Raw genomic sequence first — 24,652 nt, 5'->3', positions numbered from 1 at the left:
TAATGTAAAGAAAGGCAGATCATTCTGCCTTTCTTTAATTATGTCTAATTTTCCTTCTTTTGTGAAGGTTTATTTGCTAGCGGCTTTTAATACGCCGGAATCTAATAAGGATGGGTCTTCTCCCCTTTACTCCGAATCACAGGCAGATTGTCTGTGATTTTTTATTTTTAAATTGAGAAAGGGAGATATAATATGACCAAGAAAAAGCTTAAGTATCAGAGAAAAAAACGAAGCCACGGGAAAAGTCCAAACTTTTTAGGACAGCATTTAATGCATAATAAGAAATTGATCAATGATATTGTAGACCTAACCAAGGTGAATATAGACGAAACTGTATTGGAATTAGGTGCTGGAAAAGGCGCTTTAACTACAATCCTCAATCAAAGAGCTGGGAAGGTTTTGGCAGTAGAATATGATAAAAAGTTTGTAAATATTTTAGAAATAAAGACAGAGAACTGTCCGAATACTACAATTATTCATCAAGATATTTTGAAAATATATTTGCCAAAGGAAAAGTTTATTGTTGTGTCAAATATTCCTTATTCTATTACCACACCAATTATGAAGAAACTTCTTAATAATCCATTAAGTAATTTCCAACGAGGTGTCATTGTGATGGAAAAAGGTGCAGCTAAAAGGTTTACATCAAGGTTAGTGAAAAATCCATATGTTATCGCTTGGAGAATGTGGTTTGATATACGGTATGTTAAAGGAATTTCAAGGAAAAATTTCTCTCCACCACCACGAGTAGATTCCGCTCTGATTACAATAAATAGAAAAGTAAGACCGATTGTACCAATTGCAGATTATTTAATCTTTTGGGGAATGGCGGATTATGTGCTTAAAAACCCACAATTATCTATTGATTTGGCATTAAGAGGGGTATTTACACCACCACAAATAAAGCACTTAAAAAGGAATCTTGGAATAAAAAATGATTTTCCAGTTTCGTCTTTATCGGAACAACAATGGGGGATAATCTTTGAAACAATGGTAAAGCATGTTCCACGATTCAGATGGCCCAAAATGAAAAAGGGGAAACTCGACTTTTTTTGAAGCTTTAACTTTATAAATGTTTGAACAAACCAAAGTGACATGATCATGTACGATTTGCTAGAGAGAGCTATGAAAATAGCTCCCTTACTTCGGTAAATCAACTAGTTCTTTATTACTATAAAAAAAGATTCTATCCTGGAATAAAATATATATTGACACCCACACATATATTCATTAGAATAAACCTAAGTAATAATACCTAAGGATAATAACGAAAATATTACCTTCGATAATGGCATACTCATTGAAAGGTGAGGACGCAAAGCCTATGGGTCTAAGGTCTCAAGATTATGACAGCCGGGTTACCGAAAAGGATGGTTTATTTGAGTATGGATTAGTATACCCTTTTTTACTAATTCACACTGAGAGCCCACCAAACTTTTTTGGTGGGCTTTTTTTAATATAAAAAAGGATCATGGAATTGCTTTCTGAATCTAGTGATCCAAACGTATAGCATTATCGAAGCGTAGAAAGTGAGGGAGTTTATATGACAGAACAGGTGTTAAACGCTATTGATGTAGAAAGTAATGTTCGCTCCATTCTAGAAGCAATTGGAGAAGACCCAAATCGTGAAGGGTTATTAGATACACCGAAGCGAGTAGCAAAAATGTACAAAGAAGTTTTTGAAGGAGTTGGAACCCCACCTGAGACCGCCCTAACTACGACTTTCGATTCAGAGGGCTATGAAGGCATCGTTTTAGTAAAAGATATTGATTATTATACATTTTGTGAGCATCACTTGATTCCGTTTTTTGGAAAAGCACATATCGGTTATATCCCAGACAAACGTATCGTTGGACTTAGTAAATTCGCTCGCCTAGTAGAATTAACGGCTAAGCGTCCACAGGTACAGGAAAGAATGACTAATCAAATAGCACTGGCCATTGAAAATGTACTACAACCAAAAGGCGTAATCGTTTCTTTGGAAGGACAACACTTATGCATGTGTGCGAGGGGTGTCAAGAAACCAGGAAGTGCGACAGTAACTACGGTCAAAAAAGGAGTATTTACGGAAGATGCGACCTTAGTTAACGAATTTTTAAAGAGCTTATAAAAACTGTAAGAAATGAGGGGACACTGTTGCTATATTTATCCAGGAGAATTGACTTTTCTGCGATGCATAGTTATCGCATTGCTACATGGAGCGAAAAAAAAAATCAACAAATATTCGGTTTGTGCAGTAATATAAATGGTCATGGTCACGATTATAAATTGGAAGTAATGGTAAAAGGCAACCTAAATCAGAAATCAGGGATTGTTGTTAATACGGTAGATATCAAGCAAATAGTAGGTGGATTAGTGGAGAAAGAACTAGACGGGAAATTTCTAAATAAAGAACATCCTTTTTTTATGACACACATTCCAACAACAGAAAACATTGTAGGCTATTTGTGGGAAGCGATCGCTCCTCAGCTAAAAGGCTGTACGTTACATCAACTCCGGTTACATGAAAATCCATATTTATATGCAGAGAAAGGGGAAGAAGATATGGTTACGTTATCAAGAAAGTATCATTTTAGCTCAGCACATCGTTTGCATAGTGATCAGTTATCGGATGAAGAGAATGTAAAGCTCTTCGGTAAATGTAATAATCCAAACGGTCATGGTCACAATTATTATTTAGATGTATTTGTAAAAGGGATTCCAGATCAGGTAACAGGCATGATCGTAGACTTGGCTGAATTGGACGAGATTGTGGAGAATGTTGTCTTAAATAAATTCGATCATAAACATTTAAATTTAGATACAAATGAATTTGAAGGGCTGAACCCAACATCCGAGGTAATGGCAAAAGTAATTTATGATATGTTATCACCACATATATCTAACCTTTATAAAATAGGCCTTTGGGAAACCGAGAAAAATTATTTTGAATACTTAGGAACAGAAGAGGTGTCAGTTTAATGGACTTCTCTCAGATAAAAGATAAAGTGATCGTGATTGTAGGTGCGAGTAAAGGTATCGGCAGACAAACAGCAATATCACTAGCAAATCATGGCGCAAAGCTTGTGCTAGGATCAAGAAACATTGAAACTTTACAGCAATCATTCGAAGGTGAAAATATTACATCATTCCCGGTGGATGTGACAGACGAAGATTCAGTAAACCATTTTGTTAAGAAAAGTGTGGAACGATTTGGACGAGTTGATGTCTTAATAAATTCTGCGGGGATTGGTACCTTTGACAATATCCTTGAATCTTCAACAGAAGACTTTGACAACATGGTCGCTGTAAATCTAAGAGGAACATATCTAACATGCAAGTATTTTGGTAGGGTGATGAGAGATCAGAAGCAAGGGCAAATTCTGAACCTTGCATCAATAGCTGCCACAACTGCTTTGCCGGGGAACGGAGGATATACGGCTTCTAAGTTTGGGGTGCATGGCTTAACGAAAGTACTGCAGCAAGAATTAAGAAGAGAAGGTGTTCGCATTACTTCTGTTTTACCAGGTGCAATCAACAGTTCTTTTTGGGATCATGTATCTTTCGATTTAGACGTCGATAATATGATTCCCGTCGAATCTATCGCAGAGCATTTAATCTATTTGATTTGTCAACCACAACAAGCAGTGGTTGATGAAATAACGATTATGCCACCTAACGGTATTCTATAACAAAGGATAAATGGGAAATGAAAAGACTTTTTACCAAACGACGAGGTAAAAGAAACGAAGCTGTAGAACAACAAACTTCTCAGAAACTATCACCATCCTTGGCTTTTCAATCTTTTATGCAGATGAACGAACAAGCAACTATTGGCTGGATTGTATATCAACTAGCAGATGGGATGGACATAAACAAAAAAGAAGAACTATTCTTACAATCATTTTCTCTACATTCCATCGATAACATCACTGATGAGAAGATGAAAGAATTATATCAATTAGCACAACTAGGGCTAGGATGGATTACGAATCATGATGTAATAGAGGAAGAAATTAAAAAGCTAGATTATCCGAAGCCCTTTCGTGATGTATTGTTACGAACATTAAATGAAGTACATGCTAGCAAAACACTCACTGAAATGGATAAGGAGAAAGATCAAGTATGGGAAGTGTATCGCGATGTCATCTATTCTGCGACACAAGGAGCTTTTTTGCTGATTGATAAAGCGAAAATAAAACAATATAAAACAGGCAACCTTTTATGTGAAGCAGATATTAAAGAACGGCAAGATATCTCTTACTCAAGGAATCTTGCAAAGGAAGCATTTACTAATGCTGGATTAAAAAATTCAAAAGTTATGAGCTATAACCTGATTATTTCTGAAGCCGTAACAAATGTAATAAAGCATGCCGACGACGGTAAAATGTTCATTCACCAAAAGGATGACGTATTTCATGTCATTATAGAGGACAATGGCCCAGGTTTTCCTCTCAATATTTTACCGAAGACAACCTTGTTAGCGGGTTTTTCAACGAAAGAATCATTAGGCCAGGGATTCTCATTAATGATTAAGATGGCAGAGCAAGTGATATTAGAAACATCTTCTAATGGATCTACATTAATACTACTTTTAGATGGGAAGGGTGAAATAGGATGAGTGACAAGGAAGTAAGTTCAGATAAAACAATTGATAAAACTATTGTAACTGCAAGGTTATTTCCTGGATTTTGGGATCGATGGGTTGCACATGGTATGGAAAAAGAAGTTGCCCATCAATTTAAATTAGAAGTTACTAATTTACAGGAATGGATAGCTTTTTTTGATAAACATGGTAATAAACATAATGAAAAGGCAGAACTAGCTAATAACACTGGTAATCGGAAAGAGGCAAAATGGCATTATAGACTTTCGGCACTCTATTTCAATCTTTCCCATTGGATTTTTCCAGAACCAAATAACGAAAAAAGAGAATGGTACCAACAATCACTTGAAACTTTTGCTAAAGCAGATGAATTGTTGGTAGTAAAACCTTCAAGAGAAAAAGTAGTGGTAGAAGATGTTGCTTGTTATGGAAGGGTTAGAATTCCTTTTCGTTCGAAGGGAAGTATAATCATTATCAATCCAATTGATTCTACAAAAGAAGAACTATTTTCATATGAGCAACATTTTGTTGATTTAGGATTTGCTACTTTTACATTTGATGGACCCGGTCAAGGTGAGACTTACACGTTTAAAGAATTACAAGCAACAACAGATCGTTGGCAAATCTTTTTAGATGAAGTAATTACGTTTGCTAATGAGTTTCAACCTGAAAATGACCTTTATTTATTTGGTACGAGCTCAGGTGCAATGTGGTCTATCAAAGGTAGTGAGCATCCAAAAGTCAGTAAAGCTGTTGCAGTTAGTCCAGCTGTGTCAAAAGATATTGCATTTCCAGAGTATTTTTCAGGAAGAATGTCAAAAATAGGCGAAAAATCTTTAGAGATGTTGCCTGATATAGGTGACAGAAATTTTACAAAACCAGTATTGATTTTTCACGGTAAGAAGGATGTTCTTGTAAAAGAAGAAGATATCTATTCTTTATATTATAGTTTGCCAGAAGGCAAGTATATAATGGAATATCCAGATGAAGGGCACTGCTGTAATTATCGGTTAAAAGAAATCAGAGAGCTGTCAAAAAAATGGTTAACAGGAGAGGTTATTAATGACATTCGAACAGTTTAAAGAATTAATTTCAGAGATAAGTCATGTATCTGTAGAGGATATTAGAGGGAATGCTTCTTTTAAAAACGACTTAGGAATAGATTCCCTTCAAATGGTGAATCTATTGGTTGAAATTACTAACAATACTGGAAGTGATTTTAAAATTTTTACTAACTCTGATAGTTTTTCTACTCCAAGTAAACTATATCATTCATTATTTGGAGGTAAAGAGATATGAAGACATTAGCAGAATTTAGTTTTACTAATGACAATACTAAAGATATAGTTTTTAGTACATTCACGGAAGATATAACAGTAAATGACATTGAACAAATGACTCAGTTTTTTATGAATTTAATTGGTGAAAATACAAATCTAGCAGGAAAAAGGGTTGCTTTGTTAGTACCAAATACAAAGTCGTATGTTTCGTTAGTGATTGCTATTAATCAATTAGGTGGGACTGTTGTACCTTTAAGTCCGCAATTTAGAGAGGGCGATTTAACTGCGATATTGTCTAGTGCAATGCCTCATATCATATTTACAATTAAGGACGGAAATGGAATACAATATTCTAACCTAATAGAAAATTGTATTATCGAAAACAACTTGAAATGTAAGGTGTTTGAAGCCTCTGATGAAGAGGAAGGTTGGAAATCTAAGCAGTATAATGGAGTTGAACCTGTCCTTGATGATTTTGATCGTCACTTTATCTTATTTACTTCAGGAAGTACAGGAATACCAAAAGGTGTGGTTATGAGTCAAGAGGCAATTATGGTAGGAACAGAAGATATTCAGCTCTTAATAAATTGCCAAGAGAATGATCGATTCTTAGTAATTCCACCACAAACTGTAGTTTTTGGTGTATTAACGATATTCTGCGCAATGCGATATAAATTTACTGCTGCTATTCCGAATTCATTTGATATACCTAAAATGGTGCAAATGATGAAACGAATAAAGGTTAATAAGATACTTAGCACACCTTCAATTTTAAAAGCTATATACAATATGGGGAATCATACTCATCCTGAAGTGTTTGAATCGATTGATGAATGTATGTTAGCTGGTGAAATGGTTAATAGAGGTGAGGAAAATCAATATCCACTAATGAAATCTTCAAAATTCAAAAATTTATATGGATTATCAGAAGGTGGTTCGATATTATCTTGTGACCTTAGAGGCAAACAAGAATGGAATATAGAGCCCAATGCACAAGTTAAAATAATTGATGATGAGCTAGTTGTTAAAACAAGAATGATATTTTCACATTATTACAACCAACCTGAAATCACTAATAAAGCTTTATTAGAGGACGGTTGGTTGAAAACAGGTGATTTAGCAAGAATTACTGAGAATAATAAAGTGATTCTTATAGGAAGAAAGAAAGACATAATTAAAAAAGGTGGTAGACAAGTTATACCTGGTGAAGTGGAAGGCACGCTAAAATCTCATCCATCTGTAAAACATACGGCAGTGATAGGAGCTCCACACGATGTATATGGAGAAGAAATTGTGGCGTTTGTTGAACTAGATATAACTATTAATGTTGATGAACTTTATCAATATTGTGCTAAGCAAATAGCAGGTTATAAGGTGCCAGATCATATTGAAATTATCGATGATATACCAGTAACATCAGGTAAAACGGATAAAAACACATTAAGAAAAAAGTATAAAGAAATAAAATCATAATTTTATATAATGAAGGTGAACATAGTGAAAAAGATAATAAAGAATACTTCTTTGAATAAACAATTTTCAGTTCGAGTATTTTTGATAATGCTGATTATAGCTGTCTTTTCAGGGATTATACAGCTTTTTATGATGTATAGCAATGTTGAAGAGAGAGCTCGGAACGAAGCAAATTCAATTTCTGCCTCTATTCAGCAGGGTATTAAGGAAACAAATTTAGCTACTCATGAAATAGAGCATCAAATTGATTTGAAGTTAAAATCATACGCACAAACAATTGCTGAAAAATTAAACGGAAAATCACTTGATGAAATTACTAATAAAGAACTAATAGAAATTAGTAAGGAACTTGATATTGCAGGTATCAGCTTACTACAAAAACAAGAAAATGAGATTGTAGGTGTTCGTTCAACAGATGAAGATGAGATAGGATTCAGATTAAGTGAAGTAAGTCCGTATGGATATGAAGTTCTGAATGCTTTTATGGATGGAAACTTGCCAGAGGAAGCAAAAGATGTCCTTAGTTATTCCGATGAAGATGTGATAACTTTATTTACAGCACAGTCTGGCTCACATGGAGATACGCCTATGTTTTATAAATATGCCTACCATTTAATACCTGAAGAAAATTATGTAATTGATCCATACATCGAAGCAAATGAAGTGTATCAATTCACCCAAAATATTGGTCCCGAAAAATGGATCGATGAAGTCATAAAAACAAGTGAATTTGCTAAAGAAATAGCCGTACTGGATCCACGAGTTTATGATGATCCCTCATTAGCCGAAAATATTTACCCACCTTTAACTAAAATTGTAAATGGTGATTTCAATTATGAGGAAGAAAAAGATACGCAAATATTAGTTAACATGCTTCATGATGCTAAAGGTGAGAACTATATTAAGAAATATAATGGTAATGAAATTTACAAAAGCTTTATTCCTATTGAAGAAAATAAAGTATTATATGTTGCTTTAGATTATGGAAAAATGAAAGCTCCTATGTATAAACAATTATTTATATTAATCGGAATCAGTATTTTGGCTTTAGTTATTTTACTTTTCTTTACAACTCGTTTCTTTAATAATATTTATAAAAACATCCAAAAAATTATTGATCAAATTCTTCAAATGGAAAAAGGAGACTTTACAGTTCAAAGTTCTGTAAAAGACAAAGGTGAGTTAGAAAGCTTATCACAAAGTACTAACAAGCTTGCTGATACTCTAAATCGAGTGCTTTCCGAAACTAGTGATCAAGCGATTCAAACGGAAAAACATGCTTATTTACTAGAGTCTGAAGCGAATAATTCTGTTGATAAGGTTTATACGATGTCGATGTCTACTACAACTGAAGCAAGAGAACAAATGGACGAGATGAACTATGTGCTTGACCAAATTGAGAAAAAAATGTCCGAAGAGCGTGTAGAGGATCAAGAGATTTTGACCTTTATTAATCAGCTTCGGGAACAAATAACACATAGTTCCAATTCGACAACGGAAATGACGATTACTTTATCAGACTTATTAAAATCACTGCATAATCAATCAGAATCACTCTCTGATATTTCAAAGAAACTGTTGGAGAATTTAGAGCAGTTTACATTGGATTATAAGGATAAATCCAATTAGGAGGTCATGACATGTATGATACATTAGAAGTATCTAAAAAAACAGAAGGCAATGTTTGTACTTTATACGTTACAGGGGTCTTAGATTATTCTACAATGGACCCTTTCATTAAAAAAATTAAAGAAATAGAAACTGGTTCAAAAAAGGTGATTGTTAATTTCGAGAAGCTAGAGTTTATCGATTCAACTGGAATAGGGGCTATTATTAACTTGGTGCATGAAGCAAACGATAAAAAATTCAAGGTTAGTTTAGATGGTATGAATGATGAAATAAGTGATTTATTTGATACCTTAGGTGTTTATCAGATAATGGAATCCCTTCTTGAGGTTGGTGATTAAATGTATAGAAGAGAACTATCTTTTGAAAAAGACACTTCTAATCAACAAGTCGATAGAACACTAGAAAGAGAAATCAAATTAGCACGTAGCATACAAATGAAATTATTGAACGGAAATGAACCTACCATCAAGAACGGAACAGTATCAGGTATATCAATTCCAGCAAGATTAATTGGTGGTGATTATTATGACTTTTATGTATTACCAAATGGAAAGCTGAGAATAATTATTGGTGATGTAATGGGAAAGGGAATTCCAGCGGCAATGTTAATGATCTTAACAAGAGGGGCCTTCCGGAGTGCTGCCGAAAGTACAAAGGGACCTGCTGATACACTTACAGCGATGAATAATGCCATGTATGAAGACCTTCGAGTTTTAGGATCATTTGTCACGGTATTATGTGCGGATTGGGATCCTGAAAGTCAGGAATTAAGTTATGCTAGTGCAGGTCATAGCTTACCACTTGTTATTCAATCCAACCAACAACTTCGAGACATTCCCATTGCAAAAGGAGTGATGCTAGGTGGACTTCCAGACGTAGTATATAATCAAAACACAGTAAAATTAGAAGAAGAGGATTTGTTATTTTTCTATACAGATGGTATTACAGAAGCACAAAACGAGAATGGAGACATGTACCGGCTTGAGAGATTAGAACAAACGTTAATGGAAAATCTAGATTTAGACATTAAAGAACTGGAAGACACTGTAACTCATTCCCTGGAATCCTTTACAAAAGGTCTTCCACAAAAGGATGATATTACAATGGTTATAATGAAGGTCAATCGAGAAAAAACAGAGATAGCTAGTTATAATGCTCCAAAACTATAATAAAATATATTAGGGAAAAATCATAAAAAATAGCAAACCAATTGATGTATATTGGTTTGCTATTTGATTTTCCACTGCAAAAGTGAAAACTCATTATTCCGTTGCAATTTCTGATTCTTTTTTGACAAATGCTTTTTTTACCCAAACCTTGGATCGCCATCTTCCCAGCATTAATATACCTCTTAACCATTCATCGGCAATAAAGGCAATCCAAACACCTAGTAACCCTAATTCTAAAAAGATACCAAAGAACCATGCAAAAGTAACGCTGACGCCCCACATCGAGGCAATTCCAATTACAACCGGAAACTTGACATCTCCAGCAGCTCTTAATGAGTTAATGACGACTAGGTTAAATGCCCGACCTGGTTCAAGAACGATCGTTACGAGTAAAAGGAACATACCTTTTTCAATAATAGTGTCGTCATTCGTGAAAATGCCAAGTAATGTTGAACTAAAACTATAGAAAATAATTGCCATTAATGTACCGATCACAATCGCGATTTTCAAGCTTTTGATACAGCGTTTATATGCATTTTCAATATCTCCCGCACCAATCATGTGACCAATCAGAATTTGAGTACCCTGACCAATCGCGATGGAGAACAGTAGAATAAACATCATTAAGTTTTGTACATATACTTTTGTTGTAATCGCAATCGTTCCCATCTGGGCAATAAAATAGGTGATCGCCATCTGACTTGTATTGTATGATAACTGTTCCCCTGCAGAAGGTATGCCAATTTGTAATAAGTCCTTTACGTGACTCTTTTCGTAACGGAAAAAGGATCTGAAAGGAAGCTGTCGTTCACTGCGCCATGCCAGAATAAATAATAAAATGATAAATCCGATAAAACGACTAAGCATCGTGACATAGGCAACCCCTTCGACACCAAGTACCGGAAATCCATACGGACCGAAAATCACAAAAAAGTTACCAATCACATTTAAAATATTCATCCCAATCGTGACAAACATAGTATCCTTTGTAAAACCATAGCTTCGTAAAATAGCTGAAACGGTCATAATCAATGCCTGAACAAAGATAAATCCGCCAACGATATTCATATAAGTAGAGGCATCATCCATTAATTCAGCAGGCAAATCCATTAAACGTAAAATAAAATCACTGAAAACAAATAAAATAATACTTAATCCTAACGAAAACCATAAATTTAAACTAATTGAGGTAACGGCAATTTTTCCAGCGGTTTTCGGCTGATCCGCCCCGAGATTTTGGGCAACGAGTATCGATGCTCCTGCAGCTACAAAGCCAAACATCACAATCACAACAGATAATACTTGATTAGATACACCAACCGCAGCGACTGAATGATCAGAATACTGACTTAACATCAATGTATCTGCATTCCCCATTAGCATATGTAATAAAATTTCAATAAAAATAGGCCATGTTAAAGCAAATAAACTTAATTTTTTTGTCTCTGACTGTTTCATTATGCTCCTACTTCCACTTTTTGTTTCTTAAAAATAATACTTTACACTAAATAACGGAAAAAGAAAACGGTTTTATCTTTTAGTGGTTGGCTTTTTGAAGCAGTGAAAAAATAATGAAACGTAGGTGAATTTGGCTCGTATATCTACTATAACCTTTTAAAGGATAGGAGTTATTCTTATATGTATTATAAAGGAATAAAAGAGTGCCCAAAATGTGGTGAAGTGGAGTTGGGACTAGGTAAGCATAATGGATATGCAGTGATGCAACCTGTAAACAAAATGAGTTTCGGTTCAGAAGTAGAGTATATTATTTGTACGGAGTGTGGTTATATAATAGAAAGTTACGTAAAAAAACCGGAGAAATTTAAAGGAACAATTAATTAATTGAAATTAGAAGTGTCGTACAATGAACTTTCAATCGAGTATCACCACTTTTTTTAATCACGAGCACACCATCACTGCTGGGCATCCTCAATATGGTATTTGGGAGGTTCACACTTGTTGATCTAGTTCAGTATGTCATCGTGGAAATATATCAGTGACGCTTCATCAACAAGGTGAACCAACAAATTATGTGCATTATGCCAAAAAAAGAGCACTACTTACTTAAATTTAAATTATTTTCCCACCATTAACATGAATCGTCTGACCTGTTACGTAGCTTGCATCATTACTGGCTAAGTAGACATATGCTGGGGCAACTTCAGATGTTTCTCCTGGACGCCCCATTTCTGTATCAGATCCAAAGGTGGCAACCTGATTCTCATCAAAACTTGCTGGAATAAGTGGTGTCCAGATTGGTCCAGGTGCCACACTATTGACGCGAATTCCTTGTGAAACCAATGATTTTGCTAGTGATTTCGTAAAAGTCGTGATCGCTCCTTTAGTACTGGAATAGTCGATTAGACTTTCATTACCTTGGAAAGCAGTAATGGAGGAAGTATTAATGATTGCACTACCTTGTTTTAAATGAGGGAGTGCCGCTCTCGTCAAATAAAAATAACCAAAAATGTTTACTCGAAACGTTTTTTCTAATTGATCATCAGTAATCTTGAGAAAATCCTGTTGCGGATATTGAACAGCAGCATTATTTACGACGATATCTATTTTTCCATGTTCACCTATCACTTTTTCTACTACATCCTTACAAAAATCACTATGAGAGATATCACCTCGAAATAAACTACATGCCCTACCTTGTTGTTCGACCATTTTTTTCGTATCGTTGGCATCTTGATCTTCATCAAAATAGATAATGGCTATATCTGCTCCTTCTGTTGCGTAGTGAATTGCAACAGAACGGCCAATTCCACTGTCCCCACCAGAAATGATCGCTACTTTATCCTTTAGTTTATTACTCCCTTGATAATTTTCATTTAAGGAAACAGGAAGCGGAGTCATCTTATATTCAAAGCCAGGTTGTCGATCTTGATGTTGCTTAGGTAATACTTCTTTTTTCTGATTTGCTGACATTACTTACACTCCTAGAAACTTTTTCTCCTAGTATGGCAAAAATAAAGAACAACATACGTAAAAAATCCCTGCTCCGAATGGAAGCAAGGATTGTTAAAAGTGTCCAGAAAATTTATGAAAGTGTCCAGTAAATGAGCAAAAGTGTCCAGAAAGCACCGGAAAGTGTCCAGTAAATCGCTCAAAGTGTCCAGAAAACACCAAAAAGTGTCCAGTAAAAATTATCAGCTCTTTTTATTTTGGAGAATCATTCAAGAAAAATAGAGCGATTGTACCTGGTCCGGCATGTGCACCAATGGAAGAACCGATCATATTAATTTTTATATCCTTCACATTCCATTTTTCACGGATCATTTTCGCAATATTCTCTGCTGTATCAAGTGCATCACCATGACTGATCGCAACTAGTTGGTTTTCGAGGTCTTTACCTCGTTCTTCCATCACTTCGATCATGCGTTTGTAAACTTTTTTAGAACCTCTGACTTTCTCTAAAGGTATCAACTTTCCGTCTTCCATGTGAAGCAAAGGCTTTACTTTTAATAATGTACCAACAAAAGCTGCCGTTTTACTTACACGACCTCCGCGATACAAATACTCTAAGTCATCAACGGTGAAAATATGCTCCATATGTTGATAGTGATGCTTACTCACTTCAAGTATTTCATCCAATCTTGCTCCTGATTGAGCTAATTCAGCAGCTCTAAGCACCACAAGTCCATATCCTAATGACGCACACTTCGTATCGATAACGTGTAGTTCACAATCAGGATATTCCTCTTTTACCTCTTGTTCCATTAATTTTGCACCTTGATATGTACCAGACAGTTCGGATGATAAAGTTAAATATAAGACCTGGTTTCCTGCCTTGGCATGTTTTTCGAAGGTATCTTTGAAAACTTGTGGGCTGACTTGTGCGGTTTTGGGAGACTTGCCTTCTCTCATTGCATCATATACTTTTTTAGATGAGATCGAAACACCGTCCTCATAATCTTCACCATCTAATTGGACTGTCAAAGCTAACACTTCGATATCAAATTGTTTTACATCTTCAGATGAAAGATCACAAGCAGAATCCGCGAGAATTTTTACAGTCAATCTAACCCCTCCTTTTTGATCATGTATGATGATCGTGTTTTAGCTTAATATAAGTGTAAGCTTAACGGGCAGATACGTCAAAACAAATTTATTAAATTTTTCACTCAAAACACTTGGTTTCGAGTTCAGATTCTAGTATAGTTTATTCTTGTGCAAAAAAGATTAATTAATCATATAAAAGGGTATGGAATCATGTGGGGTTCCGTTAACAGGAGGGAAGTACGGCATGTTTTTAATGGAGGCTAAACGAATAATAATTGTAATTGTTGGTGCGGTACTCAACGCAGTTGCACTTAATTTTTTCTTAATTGGTGCAAATGTATATGCAAGTGGCTTTACAGGTATTTCACAAATTTTATCTACCATTTTTTCGGATTATTTAGGAATTGATATTGCAAGTACCGGTATTATTCTATTTATTTTAAATATACCAGTAGCTATTATTGGTTGGTTAATGGTAGGAAAAGGGTTTACGATCTACAGTTTTCTATCTGTTATTGCTACCTCTTTTTTCTTAGAGGTACTGCCAATTGTTAATTTATCTAATGATATTTTGCTTAATGCAGTATTTGGTGGAGTTATTGCAGGTCTCGGTGTGGGGATTACCTTGAAATGGGGTGCTTCCACAGGTGGATCTGATATTATCGCAATGGTTTTATCTCGGATGAAGGACAAGCCTATTGGTGGTTATTTAATGGCGATAAATGGGATGATTATCGTCGTCGCAGGTATTTTAAACGAACCGGAGAATGCACTATATACATTAGTAGGATTGTATGTAACGACTCGTGTTATTGATGGTATACATACACGTCATGAAAAAGTAACAGCGATGATTGTAACAAAAAAAGCAGATGAACTGCAAAAAGCAATTCATGATACGATGATTCGTGGTATTACGATATTGCCGGTCAAGGGTGCTTATACAAAAGAAGATAAGTATATGTTATATTTAGTCATAACAAGGTACGAGTTATATGATTTAGAACGGATTATCCACGAGGTAGACGAGAATGCCTTTACGAATGTCATTCAGACGGCAGGTGTGTATGGGTTCTTTCGGAGAAATGATTGAAACCTTTCTTCACATTAGACGTCTAAACTAGTAAGGGGGGAGAAGAAATATGAAAAAATATTTCTTGCTCATATCGATTGTTTCATTGTTTTTGTTAATGGCTTGTGGCACATCTGAAACGAAGCCAGAAAATACAACGAATTCTGATATGGGTGATTCCACAGAGAAAGTATCATCTGAAATGGAGGATCTTTCAGCTATTATGGATAATTTAGAATTACAGGTTGCTGCAGAACAACAAGGTTCAAATATTGACTTTTCATTTCAGTTAATCAACAAAAATAAGGATACAGTTGATTTAACATTCACATCAAGTCAACAATTTGAAATTAAGTTGTATCAAGCGGATCAATTAATTTATCAATATTCTGATGGGAAAATGTTCACACAATCATTAGTAGAAGAATCATTAGCACCAGGTGAATTAAAAAAATGGTCAGAATCCTGGGAAATATCACAAACGTTGGAACCAGGTGAGTACCAAGTAGAGATGACGCTTCTACCTGATAAGATTAATGGCCAGCAAGTTGAAGGTGAACCACTACAACAAACGACTACTGTCTCAATAGAGGAAATGAAAGCTGATAATAGTACGGAAGGTCCGTTTCGTTCTGTGGAAGCGAAAGGAGAAAACGGTGAATATACCGTAACAGGTGAGGTTGATACCAGTGTTGGTCAAACGTATTACGAAGTGGAAGATGGTCACAATTATTTTATCGAACAAACTGAAATTCCCGTTGATGGTAAGGGCTGGCAAGAATTTGAGATAAATGTATCGATTGCAAAGGAGCTGTTACCAGAAAATGGGGCAGTTGTTATGTTACTGTATACAGAAAATCGCACTGAACAATTGCCAGTACAATTAGGAGTAACGCCATAGAAAAAAGAGAAGGTTGATTCCTTCTCTTTAGACAAGAAAGTATAAAATTCGCGCGGATGTCTAGCTCCGAGCGCCCAAAAACTAGGCGACTTCACGAATCTCCCTACGATAAAGAAGACTTGCCGATTGGTGATAACCAGAGGCATAGTCGCACTTATACCTTTAGGTGAAAGTCATCATCGGCTCGCAAGCTCACCGTGATTCCTTTATCTCAGTTGATTCGCTCCAGTCGCTACGTTTCTAAGCGGGCGCTCTGTGCTTTTCTTAATACCCATATTTTGTTATGACTTCTTCTACTTTACCGGTAAGCTCGTCCCATTCGACATCCATTTTTTTGTTGATTGTAATAAAATGTTGGAAGCCAAATACGTTATCGACACCATCAAGTTTCATTAGTTCATTTAAAATGTCGTGATCACTCGTTTGACCAGGCATGACCGAGATACTATTGTTACCTTCAAAAATCATTTTGTCACTAGTAAATTTCATTGCATTTGGATTTGGTGTAGCTTCTACATGTATACTCATTGTCTTTCCTCCTCGTAAAACGTACCTTATCACAATCATATCAAAATGTAATTGATTATGAAAGGAATTCAAAACATGTCTGTCATACTCTTTCGATAAAAAAAGAAGGTATACAGATCGTATACCTTCTTTATACAGAGGAGCTTACTTTAATTCGTTCTTCTGCTTTAATTCGTTCTTCTGCTTTAATTGGTTCTCCAATTCGCGTAATTCTTGTTGTTCCTCAGCTGTTGCATTTGTATAGGCAGACTGAATCGCGTTTTGTGCTGCTTGCTTATCTTGTTCATTCAAAGCCCCGTTTGCACGGTTCATTAAGCGATTGACGGCATTTCTTGCTTGCTGAAACATTTGATTTTGCATAAAAAATCCTCCTGTACGAATCACTAGGCTTATCAAGATTGGATTACCATCATGATCCTTTTTCAGTAGACTTTTGCTTGGTGGTGGTTACAAGAAAAACAGAAAACAAACTAGAAGAAGAATAATGCTGTTTCCCTTATTAGTTTTTTTCTTCCAGTTAATGTCTTCCTTGCTGTTTGTATCATTTCACCACCGAACTAAATCTTAAGGAAAAAGCATGAACACCAATGTGATGTTCATGCTTATTATGGATTAATTACGCATTTCTATTCTGAAAGATCTTTGCCAACCTTAACGTTTGCTTCCAATTTTAAATAGTCAGCAAGGAAATTACCGATCCCATCTTCTTCATTGGTTTTTGTTTGATATTTTGCAATTCGCTTTAATTCATCGATTCCGTTCCCCATAGCTACACCAACTCCAGCATAGTCAATCATTTCCAAGTCATTATCTTCATCACCAAAAGCAATAATGTTATCGACAGGAATATGGAAATAATGTGCAATTTTCTTCAATCCGACCGCTTTGTTAATTCCTTTTCGGACAATTTCAATTATATTCCAGGGGACACCCCATTTTCTGTGTTCAATAATTGATGCGTGTTTATCATCTAAGTATTGACGTAATTCTTCAATATGATCGTCTTTAGGGTGGATTAATAATGATGTAGGATCTTCTTTTAAATGATTTTTTAAACTGCCTATTGTAATTAAATCCTGTTGATTTGGATCAGAAAACATGTCGATAATTTTTTGATCAAATTGATCTAAATACATATTGTCTCGAATTTCAGCAAAAATATTATCGACTTCAAAATCGTAACAGGTTTGAATGATTTTTTTTGCAGTTCGATTTGGGAGTGGAGTGTGCAATACGTCCCATTTGTGATCAGTTGGATGGTGGATAAGAGCACCGTTAAAGTTAACCATCGGAGTCTGTAAACCAAGTTCCTGATAATACATAATACTTGCACGATGTGGTCGTCCTGTGGCGATCACGACAATATGTCCTTCTTCGATCGCTTGTTGAACTACCGATTTTGTAAAAGGGCTGATTTGCTTCTGATCAGTTAACAGTGTTCCGTCTAAATCTAACGCAACCAAGTGTCTATTTGTCTGCATACTTTCACCTCACTATTGTAATTATAGTTTATAGATCTTTCTTTATGGTGTAAAGTTCTTGTATATTTTTATTTCTATATTTTGCAAGTTGGATGAAGAAGTTATATCATGAAAGTAAGAAAAGACACGAGAAAGGACTGTACTAATGATAGCGATAAGTAAAGAATTTTGGAACGACATCCCATTACTACATGTCGTTGACCAAGAAAAGAAAGGTCATGCTTTGCCAACATTAACCTACATACATGGCTTTACTAGTGCTAAAGAGCATAACTTACCATTAGCATACTTATTAGCGGAAAAAGGATACCGTGTGTTGCTACCAGATGCAATGTTACACGGAGAGAGAGAGACGGATATTACAGATATCGAGAGAGAATTACGTTTCTTTGATATTGTTAAGCAAAATTTAGATGATATCGAAAGCATTTATCAAGAATTAGTTAGTAAGGAATTAGTGGAAGGAAATCGTTTTGGATTAGCAGGTACAAGTATGGGAGGAATTACGACTGCTGCAGCCTTAACACAATTCTCGTGGATTAAAACAGCCGGTGTGTTAATGGGCTCCCCGAAAATCACCGCATATGCAGAACAATTAATTAGTTATATGAAAACCCAACAGAAAGAACTGCCAATCCCTGATGATCAGCTTATTTTATTAATCGATGAATTAAAAGAAATTGATTTATCGTTACAAATGGAGAAATTATTCGGAAGACCGCTATTTTTCTGGCATGGGGAAGAGGATATGGTCGTTCCATTTGATCATGCGTATAGTTTTTATGAAGAAGCAATTGATCACTATAAAAATCCTGAAAATATTCGCTTCTTAAAAGAAATTGGTCGGGGACATAAAGTTAGTCATTTTGCGATTTTAGAATTTGTAAATTGGTTAGAATATCAACTATGATAGAAATCATTTAAAAAGTATCTGATTTGTTTTATAATAAATACAAGAGTTCGAAGGAGGGATAGAGAGATGGATCAAGCATTAGAAGAGAATTTAATGGGAGCACTGGAAAATGTGATTGACCCAGAGCTTGGTATAGATATCGTGAATTTAGGTCTTGTCTATGGTGTGGACCTTGATGATGAAGGTATTGCAACTGTTACAATGACACTTACCGCGATGGGATGTCCACTTGCAGGTCACATTGAACAAGATGTAAAACGTGTAATGGATGATATTCCTGAAGTAAAGGATACGGAAGTGAATATCGTTTGGAATCCGCCATGGTCAAAAGACCGTATGTCAAGATATGCAAAAATCGCACTTGGTATTCCGGATTAATAAGAGAAAAAGCGCCCTTTTAGCAAGGCGCTTTTTTTAGTGAAGAAAACATAAAATTGTGTGCAAAAAAATAAACTGCTAATGGGGTGTTCTTCAAGACGTTCCTGCAATGAAAGCAATAATACCTACGATAAAGCAATAAAAAGCAAAATATTTTAAATTCCCTTTAGCCATGATATTCATAAACCAACGTAAAGAGTAATAGGTAGCAATGATCGCTGCGATAAAGGCGATTAAATATGGAATCCAAAGAGTATTAAAATTTGGATCATTTACCACCTCATCGACAGATAATATCATGGTACCAACACTTACAGGAATAAACATTAAGAATGAGAAGCGTAATGCTGTTTCTTGTTTCATTCCTAATAACATGGCCGCTACAATTGTAGCACCAGAACGGCTTATACCAGGTAATAAAGCGACGGACTGGGCAAAACCAACGATAATCGCATCTTTCATCGTTAAAGCTCCATCATTTTTGTTTCCACGTAAATTTCGAATGATCCATAAAGCAATACCAGTAATTATTAAAGTAATACCAACCATTTTTACTCTGCCCGCAAAGGTTGCCTCAATATAATCTTCAAACAATAGGCCGATTACTGCCGCCGGGATTGTTGCAACAACTAGATAAATGATAAACATAAAATCATCATGATTAGCTTTATCTTTTGTAATGATGTAGTTAATCCCATTTTTAGCAATATGGACAATATCTTTCCAATAAATCATCAAAACAGCGATTAAGGAACCAAAATTGACTAAAACTTCAAACGATAAGTTGTCACCTACACCCACATCGAATATTTCTTGGACAAGTACTAAGTGACCACTGGACGAAATCGGAATTGGCTCTGTAAAACCTTGTAATAACCCTAAAAATAAATATTTGATCAATATAAATATTTCTTCCATTTTATGTATCCCCCTAAAATCGGCCTTTCATAAAGATAACCCTTGTCACTGTTGTTGACAAGGGTTTGTAGTAGTAAAGTCGAAAGTGATCAGACTTTTTTTATTCTTCCTCTTCTGTCAAGATGCCGTCACCTAAGATAATTGCAGCGATACTAAAAATAGCTGCGAGCGAAATAGCAGAAGCTATGTTAAAATCTTGGCCACCCATACTTGTTAATACATATGATACAACGGCTAAAATAATGATTGCCCAAAAAATGGTTGCAAAATATTTCATTGTCTCACCTCTCTATCTATTATGCATCTTCATACCATTTATTATGAATTATGTATACCCTTACGTTTTCACCATATTTATTCTATCAAATTTCAATTATAAAATAAACAAAAATCTTGGCTAAAAGAAAAATTGTAATCGTTTTGTGCTAGTGTTATAAGGGTTTCAATACGATTGTAATCTATTTGTAATGTTTTCTCGGTTTACGGAATGTCGAGTAAACGATAAAATAGTCCTAAGGATAGTCTGATCGTCTATGCCATTGTTTAAGGAGTGCGGATATTGAAAAAAATACTTATCTTGCTCACTATAGCATTTATTATAATTATTCCGATATTATCTAGCTGCAGCTACAATGCAAGCGGTGAGAAAATAGAGCGTGTAGGAATGCTGATAGAAAACACGATAAATGACCAAAGTTGGGGGAGCAAAGGGTACAGGGGTTTGCTTGAAATACAAGATGAATATAATATGGATGTTTATTTCCGTGAGGGAGTACAGACACAGCAGCAAGTAAATATAGCTGTTGAAGAATTCGCAAATAAAGGAGTGCAGGTTATTATAGGGCACAGCAGTACTTTTGGTGAATTTTTTAATCGTTTACAAGCATCTTATCCTGATATTCAATTTATCTATGTGAATGGTGGTTATTCAGCAGATAACTTGATTAGTTTAAACTTTAATTCTTTAGCAATGGGATTTTTTGCTGGTATGGTTGCAGGTAAAATGACGGAAACAAATCGTGTGGGTATCATAGCAGCATATGAATGGCAGCCAGAGGTAGAGGGTTTTTATGAGGGCGTTCTCTACCAAAATGAAGATGTAAACGTAGATATCCAATATGTTTATGATTGGGATGAAAAGGATCTTGCTTTGGAGCATTACCAAAAGATGATAAGTCAAAAAACTGATATTATTTATCCTGCCGGTGATGCTTATAGTGTTTCAATTGTTGAGTCTGCTATGAATGACGGTATATATTCAATCGGGTATGTTAATGATCAGCAACCCATTGGCAGTCAGTCTGTATTAACGAGTACGGTTCAGCACGTCGATAAATTATATTTGTATGCCATAGAGCAATTACTAGAAGGTGAGTTAGAAGGTGGCATTTATAACTTCGGTTTTAAAGAGGAAGTTATTACAATGGGACCTTATAGTGAACACTTATCAGAAAGTTTTACAGACCATTTGAATGAACTTATTGAAGAGTATAAAGAAACAGGTTTATTACCTCATCAAATTAAAAAATAGCTGTCGAATGAATATGACAGCTATTTTTTTATATTTTTAAAAATATCTTTGATCGGAGATAATTTCTGGTAAGTGTCATTTAATAATTCTACCGTCTGAAATAAATCAAATGATTTTTCACTTTCTTCAGCTTCTTCTGGCTCTGGCTTTTGCTTTTTACCGAACATTAAATCATCAAATCGATTTTGCTCTTCCATATCTCATCCCTCCTATTTTTAACTTATGGGAATAACCATTAGGATGTTTGGGTTCATTGGGAAAGTTTTCATTATATTTAAGCAAGTGAGGTAAAACTATAAAGTGAGACTTTAATCAGTGGGGGTTTTACGGACGATTAGCACCGTGATAAATAAAATAAACTTGAAAAAAAACTGATCATGCTATAAAATTAGTACCAAGTCTTAATAATTGATAACAATTCCTTGAGAGGAAGGATAAATATGAAAGCAGGTATTCTAGGTACAGGTCATTATGTGCCGGAAAAAGTGTTAACAAACAAAGATATGGAGCAAATCGTTGAAACAAGTGACGAGTGGATCCGAACAAGAACAGGAATTGAAGAGCGAAGAATTGCTCATGACAATGAAGATACATCTGATATGGCATATAAAGCAGCAGAACAAGCTTTGGAAGAAGCAGGTATAGTGGGAGAAGATCTCGATTTAATTCTAGTCGCAACCGTTACACCAGATCAACCTTTTCCAACTGTATCTTGCAAATTGCAAGACCGATTAGGAGCTCATAAAGCGGCAGCAATGGATGTAAGTGCGGCATGTGCTGGTTTTATGTATGGAATGATTACCGCAAAACAATTTATCGAAACGGAATCATATAAACACATTTTAATAGTAGGTGCTGAAAAATTATCGAAAATCACAGATTGGTCTGACCGAAATACTTGTGTTCTTTTTGGAGATGGTGCAGGTGCAGCTGTAATGGGGCCTGTGAGTGAAGATAAAGGGGTATTATCGTTTGAGCTAGGAGCCGATGGTAGCGGTGGACAACACTTAGCACAAAATGATGATTATATTTTTATGAATGGAAGAGAAGTATTCAAATTCGCTGTACGACAAATGCCTGAATCATCTGTACATGTGGTCGAAAAAGCAGGTTATGCTAAAGAGGATGTAGATTATTTAATTCCTCATCAAGCAAATATCCGTATCATGGAGGCTGCTAGACAGCGGTTGGGTATTGCAGAAGATCGTATGGCTGTCAATGTTAATAAATATGGTAATACTTCTGCAGCATCAATACCTATTGCTTTATCTGAGGGTGTGAAAAACGGTAAAATAAAGGATAATAACTTAGTTGTCTTAGTTGGTTTCGGTGGAGGCTTAACTTGGGGCGCTGTTGCATTAAAATGGGGTAAATAGAATAAAAGGGAGGAATCGATAATGAGTAAAAATCGAGTGGTTATTACTGGTATGGGTGCCGTGACACCTTTAGGGAATACCGTCGATCAATTTTGGAATCATTTAAAATCTGGTACTTCTGGAATTGATTATGTGACTAAAGTCAATATAGACGATTTTCCTGCTAAAGTGTCAGGAGAAGTGAAAGATTGGGATCCAACAGAATATATGGAGAAAAAAGATGCTAAACGTATGGATTTATTTACACAATACGCAGTAGCTGCTGCCAAAATGGCGGTAGAAGATGCCAACCTTGAAATCACGGATGAAAATGCCGGTCGTGTAGGGGTATGGATTGGTTCTGGTATTGGTGGTATGTCGACATATGATGAACAGTTTAGAAAATTTATGGATAAGGGATATCGTCGTGTTAGTCCGTTTTTCGTACCAATGCTAATTCCGGATATGGCAGCTGGCCAGGTATCTATTCAATTGGGTGCAAAAGGGATTAACAACTGCTCCGTAACTGCTTGTGCCTCAGGAGCAAACTCAATCGGTGACGCTTTTAAGGTTATAGAACGTGGAGATGCCGATTACATGATTACTGGAGGTGCAGAAGCACCATTAACGCCTATGGCTTTTGCAGGTTTCTCAACGGCGAAAGCATTGTCCTTTAATGATGATCCTAATACGGCAAGCAGACCTTTCGACAAAAACCGTGATGGATTTGTAATGGGAGAAGGTTCAGGTATATTAATTCTCGAATCATTAGAATCTGCCCAAAAACGCGGTGCAACCATTTATGCTGAAATCGTTGGGTATGGAGCGTCTGGTGATGCTTATCATATTACGTCTCCAGCACCAGAAGGAGAAGGAGCAGCACGTGCTATGCAGCAAGCACTTGATACAGCTGAAATATCTCCAGAAGACGTAGATTACGTTAATGCACACGGAACAAGTACCGAATACAATGATTCTTTTGAAACGGAAGCAATTAAAACCGTTTTTAAAGACCATGCTTATAAGATGAATGTTTCCTCAACAAAATCAATGACAGGACATTTATTAGGTGCAGCGGGTGCTATTGAATCTATTGCTTGTGTCAAAGCAATACAAGATAGTATTTTACCGCCAACAATCAATTATGAAACACCAGACGAGGCATGTGATCTCAACTACGTACCAAATAAAGCGATTGAAAAAGATATCAATATCGCCATCAGCAACTCATTGGGCTTTGGTGGTCACAACGTTACACTCGCATTCAAAAAATATCAATAAAACCAAGGGGACAGAATCACTGTCCTCTTTTTGTTCGCCCGGCATGGGCGAACTCTAACGGGTGAAAGTCCTGAGTGCGACCTAGTAGCGGTAAGCACATAGCCAAAAGCAACGGTGTCCACGGTGACGTGGAATCGGAAGGAAGCTCAAGGC

At 35.7% G+C, this 24,652-nt stretch carries 28 protein-coding genes and 1 riboswitch; of the genes, 19 read left to right on the top strand and 9 right to left on the bottom strand.

The genetic code is table 11. The features are described from left to right. Positions 1-192 precede the first annotated feature (192 nt). The 11 genes from erm (at position 193) to ACTWP4_RS18295 (ending at position 10,136) form a co-directional block, all read left to right on the top strand. Entirely contained in the window at positions 193-1,056 is an 864-nt protein-coding gene (erm, locus tag ACTWP4_RS18345; protein WP_443130236.1) for a 23S ribosomal RNA methyltransferase Erm, read from the top strand. Positions 1,057-1,280: 224 nt separating this feature from the next. Beyond that, positions 1,281-1,366, top strand: a riboswitch (cyclic di-GMP riboswitch). Positions 1,367-1,543: 177 nt separating this feature from the next. Next, complete coding sequence (gene folE, locus ACTWP4_RS18340; RefSeq protein WP_443130235.1) at positions 1,544-2,110, top strand: GTP cyclohydrolase I FolE; 567 nt, start codon at positions 1,544-1,546, stop codon at positions 2,108-2,110. A gap of 26 nt (positions 2,111-2,136) precedes the next feature. Continuing rightward, positions 2,137-2,961 (top strand): 6-carboxytetrahydropterin synthase, encoded by an 825-nt coding sequence (locus ACTWP4_RS18335; protein WP_443130234.1) that lies wholly within the window; start codon positions 2,137-2,139, stop codon positions 2,959-2,961. Beyond that, positions 2,961-3,671, top strand: a complete 711-nt coding sequence (locus ACTWP4_RS18330; protein WP_443130233.1) for an SDR family oxidoreductase — start codon at positions 2,961-2,963, stop codon at positions 3,669-3,671. Before ACTWP4_RS18335 ends, ACTWP4_RS18330 begins: the two co-directional genes overlap by 1 nt. A 17-nt stretch (positions 3,672-3,688) precedes the next feature. Next, positions 3,689-4,600 (top strand): ATP-binding protein, encoded by a 912-nt coding sequence (locus tag ACTWP4_RS18325; RefSeq protein WP_443130232.1) that lies wholly within the window; start codon positions 3,689-3,691, stop codon positions 4,598-4,600. Continuing rightward, entirely contained in the window at positions 4,597-5,667 is a 1,071-nt protein-coding gene (locus ACTWP4_RS18320) for an alpha/beta hydrolase (protein ID WP_443130231.1), read from the top strand. The genes ACTWP4_RS18325 and ACTWP4_RS18320 overlap by 4 nt, the downstream gene beginning before the upstream one ends. Next, entirely contained in the window at positions 5,648-5,884 is a 237-nt protein-coding gene (locus ACTWP4_RS18315; protein ID WP_443130230.1) for an acyl carrier protein, read from the top strand. Before ACTWP4_RS18320 ends, ACTWP4_RS18315 begins: the two co-directional genes overlap by 20 nt. After that, positions 5,881-7,338, top strand: coding sequence for a class I adenylate-forming enzyme family protein (locus ACTWP4_RS18310; RefSeq protein ID WP_443130229.1), 1,458 nt, complete (start codon positions 5,881-5,883; stop codon positions 7,336-7,338). Before ACTWP4_RS18315 ends, ACTWP4_RS18310 begins: the two co-directional genes overlap by 4 nt. A gap of 24 nt (positions 7,339-7,362) precedes the next feature. Next, positions 7,363-8,967, top strand: a complete 1,605-nt coding sequence (locus ACTWP4_RS18305) for a methyl-accepting chemotaxis protein (RefSeq protein WP_443130228.1) — start codon at positions 7,363-7,365, stop codon at positions 8,965-8,967. A gap of 11 nt (positions 8,968-8,978) precedes the next feature. Next, positions 8,979-9,305 carry an STAS domain-containing protein gene (locus tag ACTWP4_RS18300; RefSeq protein WP_443130227.1) on the top strand — a complete coding sequence of 109 codons (327 nt, stop codon included), beginning with the start codon at positions 8,979-8,981 and terminating at the stop codon, positions 9,303-9,305. Beyond that, complete coding sequence (locus ACTWP4_RS18295; RefSeq protein WP_443130226.1) at positions 9,306-10,136, top strand: PP2C family protein-serine/threonine phosphatase; 831 nt, start codon at positions 9,306-9,308, stop codon at positions 10,134-10,136. A gap of 93 nt (positions 10,137-10,229) precedes the next feature. Here ACTWP4_RS18295 and ACTWP4_RS18290 read toward each other — a convergent pair whose 3' ends face one another. Next, positions 10,230-11,594, bottom strand: coding sequence for an MATE family efflux transporter (locus ACTWP4_RS18290; protein ID WP_443130225.1), 1,365 nt, complete (start codon positions 11,592-11,594; stop codon positions 10,230-10,232). A gap of 180 nt (positions 11,595-11,774) precedes the next feature. On the opposite strand from ACTWP4_RS18290, the gene ACTWP4_RS18285 reads away from it, so the two are divergent. Then, positions 11,775-11,978 (top strand): transcription initiation factor TFIIIB, encoded by a 204-nt coding sequence (locus ACTWP4_RS18285; protein WP_443130224.1) that lies wholly within the window; start codon positions 11,775-11,777, stop codon positions 11,976-11,978. Positions 11,979-12,206: 228 nt separating this feature from the next. Here the strand turns inward: ACTWP4_RS18285 and ACTWP4_RS18280 are convergent, their stop codons facing one another. Both ACTWP4_RS18280 and ACTWP4_RS18275 read right to left on the bottom strand, forming a co-directional pair. Continuing rightward, a complete protein-coding gene (locus ACTWP4_RS18280; protein ID WP_443130223.1) occupies positions 12,207-13,067 on the bottom strand; it encodes an SDR family oxidoreductase in 861 nt (286 codons plus the stop codon). 231 nt (positions 13,068-13,298) lie between these two features. Continuing rightward, positions 13,299-14,159, bottom strand: a complete 861-nt coding sequence (locus tag ACTWP4_RS18275) for a DegV family protein (RefSeq protein WP_443130222.1) — start codon at positions 14,157-14,159, stop codon at positions 13,299-13,301. 226 nt (positions 14,160-14,385) lie between these two features. Between ACTWP4_RS18275 and ACTWP4_RS18270 the strand changes: the two genes are divergently transcribed. Continuing rightward, positions 14,386-15,234: a YitT family protein gene (locus tag ACTWP4_RS18270; RefSeq protein WP_443130221.1), complete on the top strand. Its 849-nt coding sequence runs from the start codon at positions 14,386-14,388 to the stop codon at positions 15,232-15,234. Positions 15,235-15,283: 49 nt separating this feature from the next. Then, the gene (locus ACTWP4_RS18265; RefSeq protein ID WP_443130220.1) at positions 15,284-16,114 is read left to right on the top strand and encodes a BsuPI-related putative proteinase inhibitor; all 831 of its coding nucleotides are present in this window, start codon (positions 15,284-15,286) and stop codon (positions 16,112-16,114) included. A 264-nt stretch (positions 16,115-16,378) separates the two neighbouring features. On the opposite strand, the gene ACTWP4_RS18260 is transcribed toward ACTWP4_RS18265, so the two are convergent. From ACTWP4_RS18260 to ACTWP4_RS18250, 3 genes are all read right to left on the bottom strand, one after another. Continuing rightward, positions 16,379-16,642, bottom strand: a complete 264-nt coding sequence (locus tag ACTWP4_RS18260) for a NifU N-terminal domain-containing protein (protein ID WP_443130219.1) — start codon at positions 16,640-16,642, stop codon at positions 16,379-16,381. Positions 16,643-16,786: 144 nt separating this feature from the next. Continuing rightward, entirely contained in the window at positions 16,787-17,002 is a 216-nt protein-coding gene (locus tag ACTWP4_RS18255) for a DUF3813 family protein (protein WP_443130218.1), read from the bottom strand. Positions 17,003-17,268: 266 nt separating this feature from the next. Further along, positions 17,269-18,123 (bottom strand): Cof-type HAD-IIB family hydrolase, encoded by an 855-nt coding sequence (locus ACTWP4_RS18250; protein WP_443130217.1) that lies wholly within the window; start codon positions 18,121-18,123, stop codon positions 17,269-17,271. Positions 18,124-18,268: 145 nt separating this feature from the next. On the opposite strand from ACTWP4_RS18250, the gene ACTWP4_RS18245 reads away from it, so the two are divergent. After that, on the top strand, positions 18,269-19,033 hold the full coding sequence (locus tag ACTWP4_RS18245) for an alpha/beta fold hydrolase (protein ID WP_443130216.1): 765 nt from the start codon (positions 18,269-18,271) through the stop codon (positions 19,031-19,033). 69 nt (positions 19,034-19,102) lie between these two features. After that, positions 19,103-19,414, top strand: a complete 312-nt coding sequence (locus ACTWP4_RS18240) for a metal-sulfur cluster assembly factor (protein ID WP_443130215.1) — start codon at positions 19,103-19,105, stop codon at positions 19,412-19,414. A 93-nt stretch (positions 19,415-19,507) separates the two neighbouring features. Here the strand turns inward: ACTWP4_RS18240 and ACTWP4_RS18235 are convergent, their stop codons facing one another. Both ACTWP4_RS18235 and ACTWP4_RS18230 read right to left on the bottom strand, forming a co-directional pair. Then, a complete protein-coding gene (locus tag ACTWP4_RS18235) occupies positions 19,508-20,332 on the bottom strand; it encodes an undecaprenyl-diphosphate phosphatase (protein WP_443130214.1) in 825 nt (274 codons plus the stop codon). 100 nt (positions 20,333-20,432) lie between these two features. Beyond that, a complete protein-coding gene (locus ACTWP4_RS18230) occupies positions 20,433-20,609 on the bottom strand; it encodes a DUF2929 family protein (RefSeq protein ID WP_443130213.1) in 177 nt (58 codons plus the stop codon). 282 nt (positions 20,610-20,891) lie between these two features. Between ACTWP4_RS18230 and ACTWP4_RS18225 the strand changes: the two genes are divergently transcribed. Next, positions 20,892-21,863, top strand: a complete 972-nt coding sequence (locus ACTWP4_RS18225) for a BMP family ABC transporter substrate-binding protein (RefSeq protein ID WP_443130212.1) — start codon at positions 20,892-20,894, stop codon at positions 21,861-21,863. A gap of 20 nt (positions 21,864-21,883) precedes the next feature. Here ACTWP4_RS18225 and ACTWP4_RS18220 read toward each other — a convergent pair whose 3' ends face one another. Then, complete coding sequence (locus ACTWP4_RS18220; RefSeq protein WP_443130211.1) at positions 21,884-22,060, bottom strand: hypothetical protein; 177 nt, start codon at positions 22,058-22,060, stop codon at positions 21,884-21,886. Between the two features lie 243 nt (positions 22,061-22,303). On the opposite strand from ACTWP4_RS18220, the gene ACTWP4_RS18215 reads away from it, so the two are divergent. Next, complete coding sequence (locus ACTWP4_RS18215) at positions 22,304-23,239, top strand: beta-ketoacyl-ACP synthase III (RefSeq protein WP_443130210.1); 936 nt, start codon at positions 22,304-22,306, stop codon at positions 23,237-23,239. Positions 23,240-23,260: 21 nt separating this feature from the next. Next, a complete protein-coding gene (gene fabF / locus ACTWP4_RS18210; RefSeq protein WP_443130209.1) occupies positions 23,261-24,499 on the top strand; it encodes a beta-ketoacyl-ACP synthase II in 1,239 nt (412 codons plus the stop codon). Positions 24,500-24,652: the final 153 nt, after the last annotated feature.

The sequence above is a fragment of the Gracilibacillus sp. D59 genome (assembly GCF_052246695.1).
Lineage (GTDB): Bacteria > Bacillota > Bacilli > Bacillales > Amphibacillaceae > Gracilibacillus.
The sequence above is the reverse complement of the archived record's forward strand: the minus strand, read 5'-3'. Positions and strand labels throughout refer to the sequence as shown.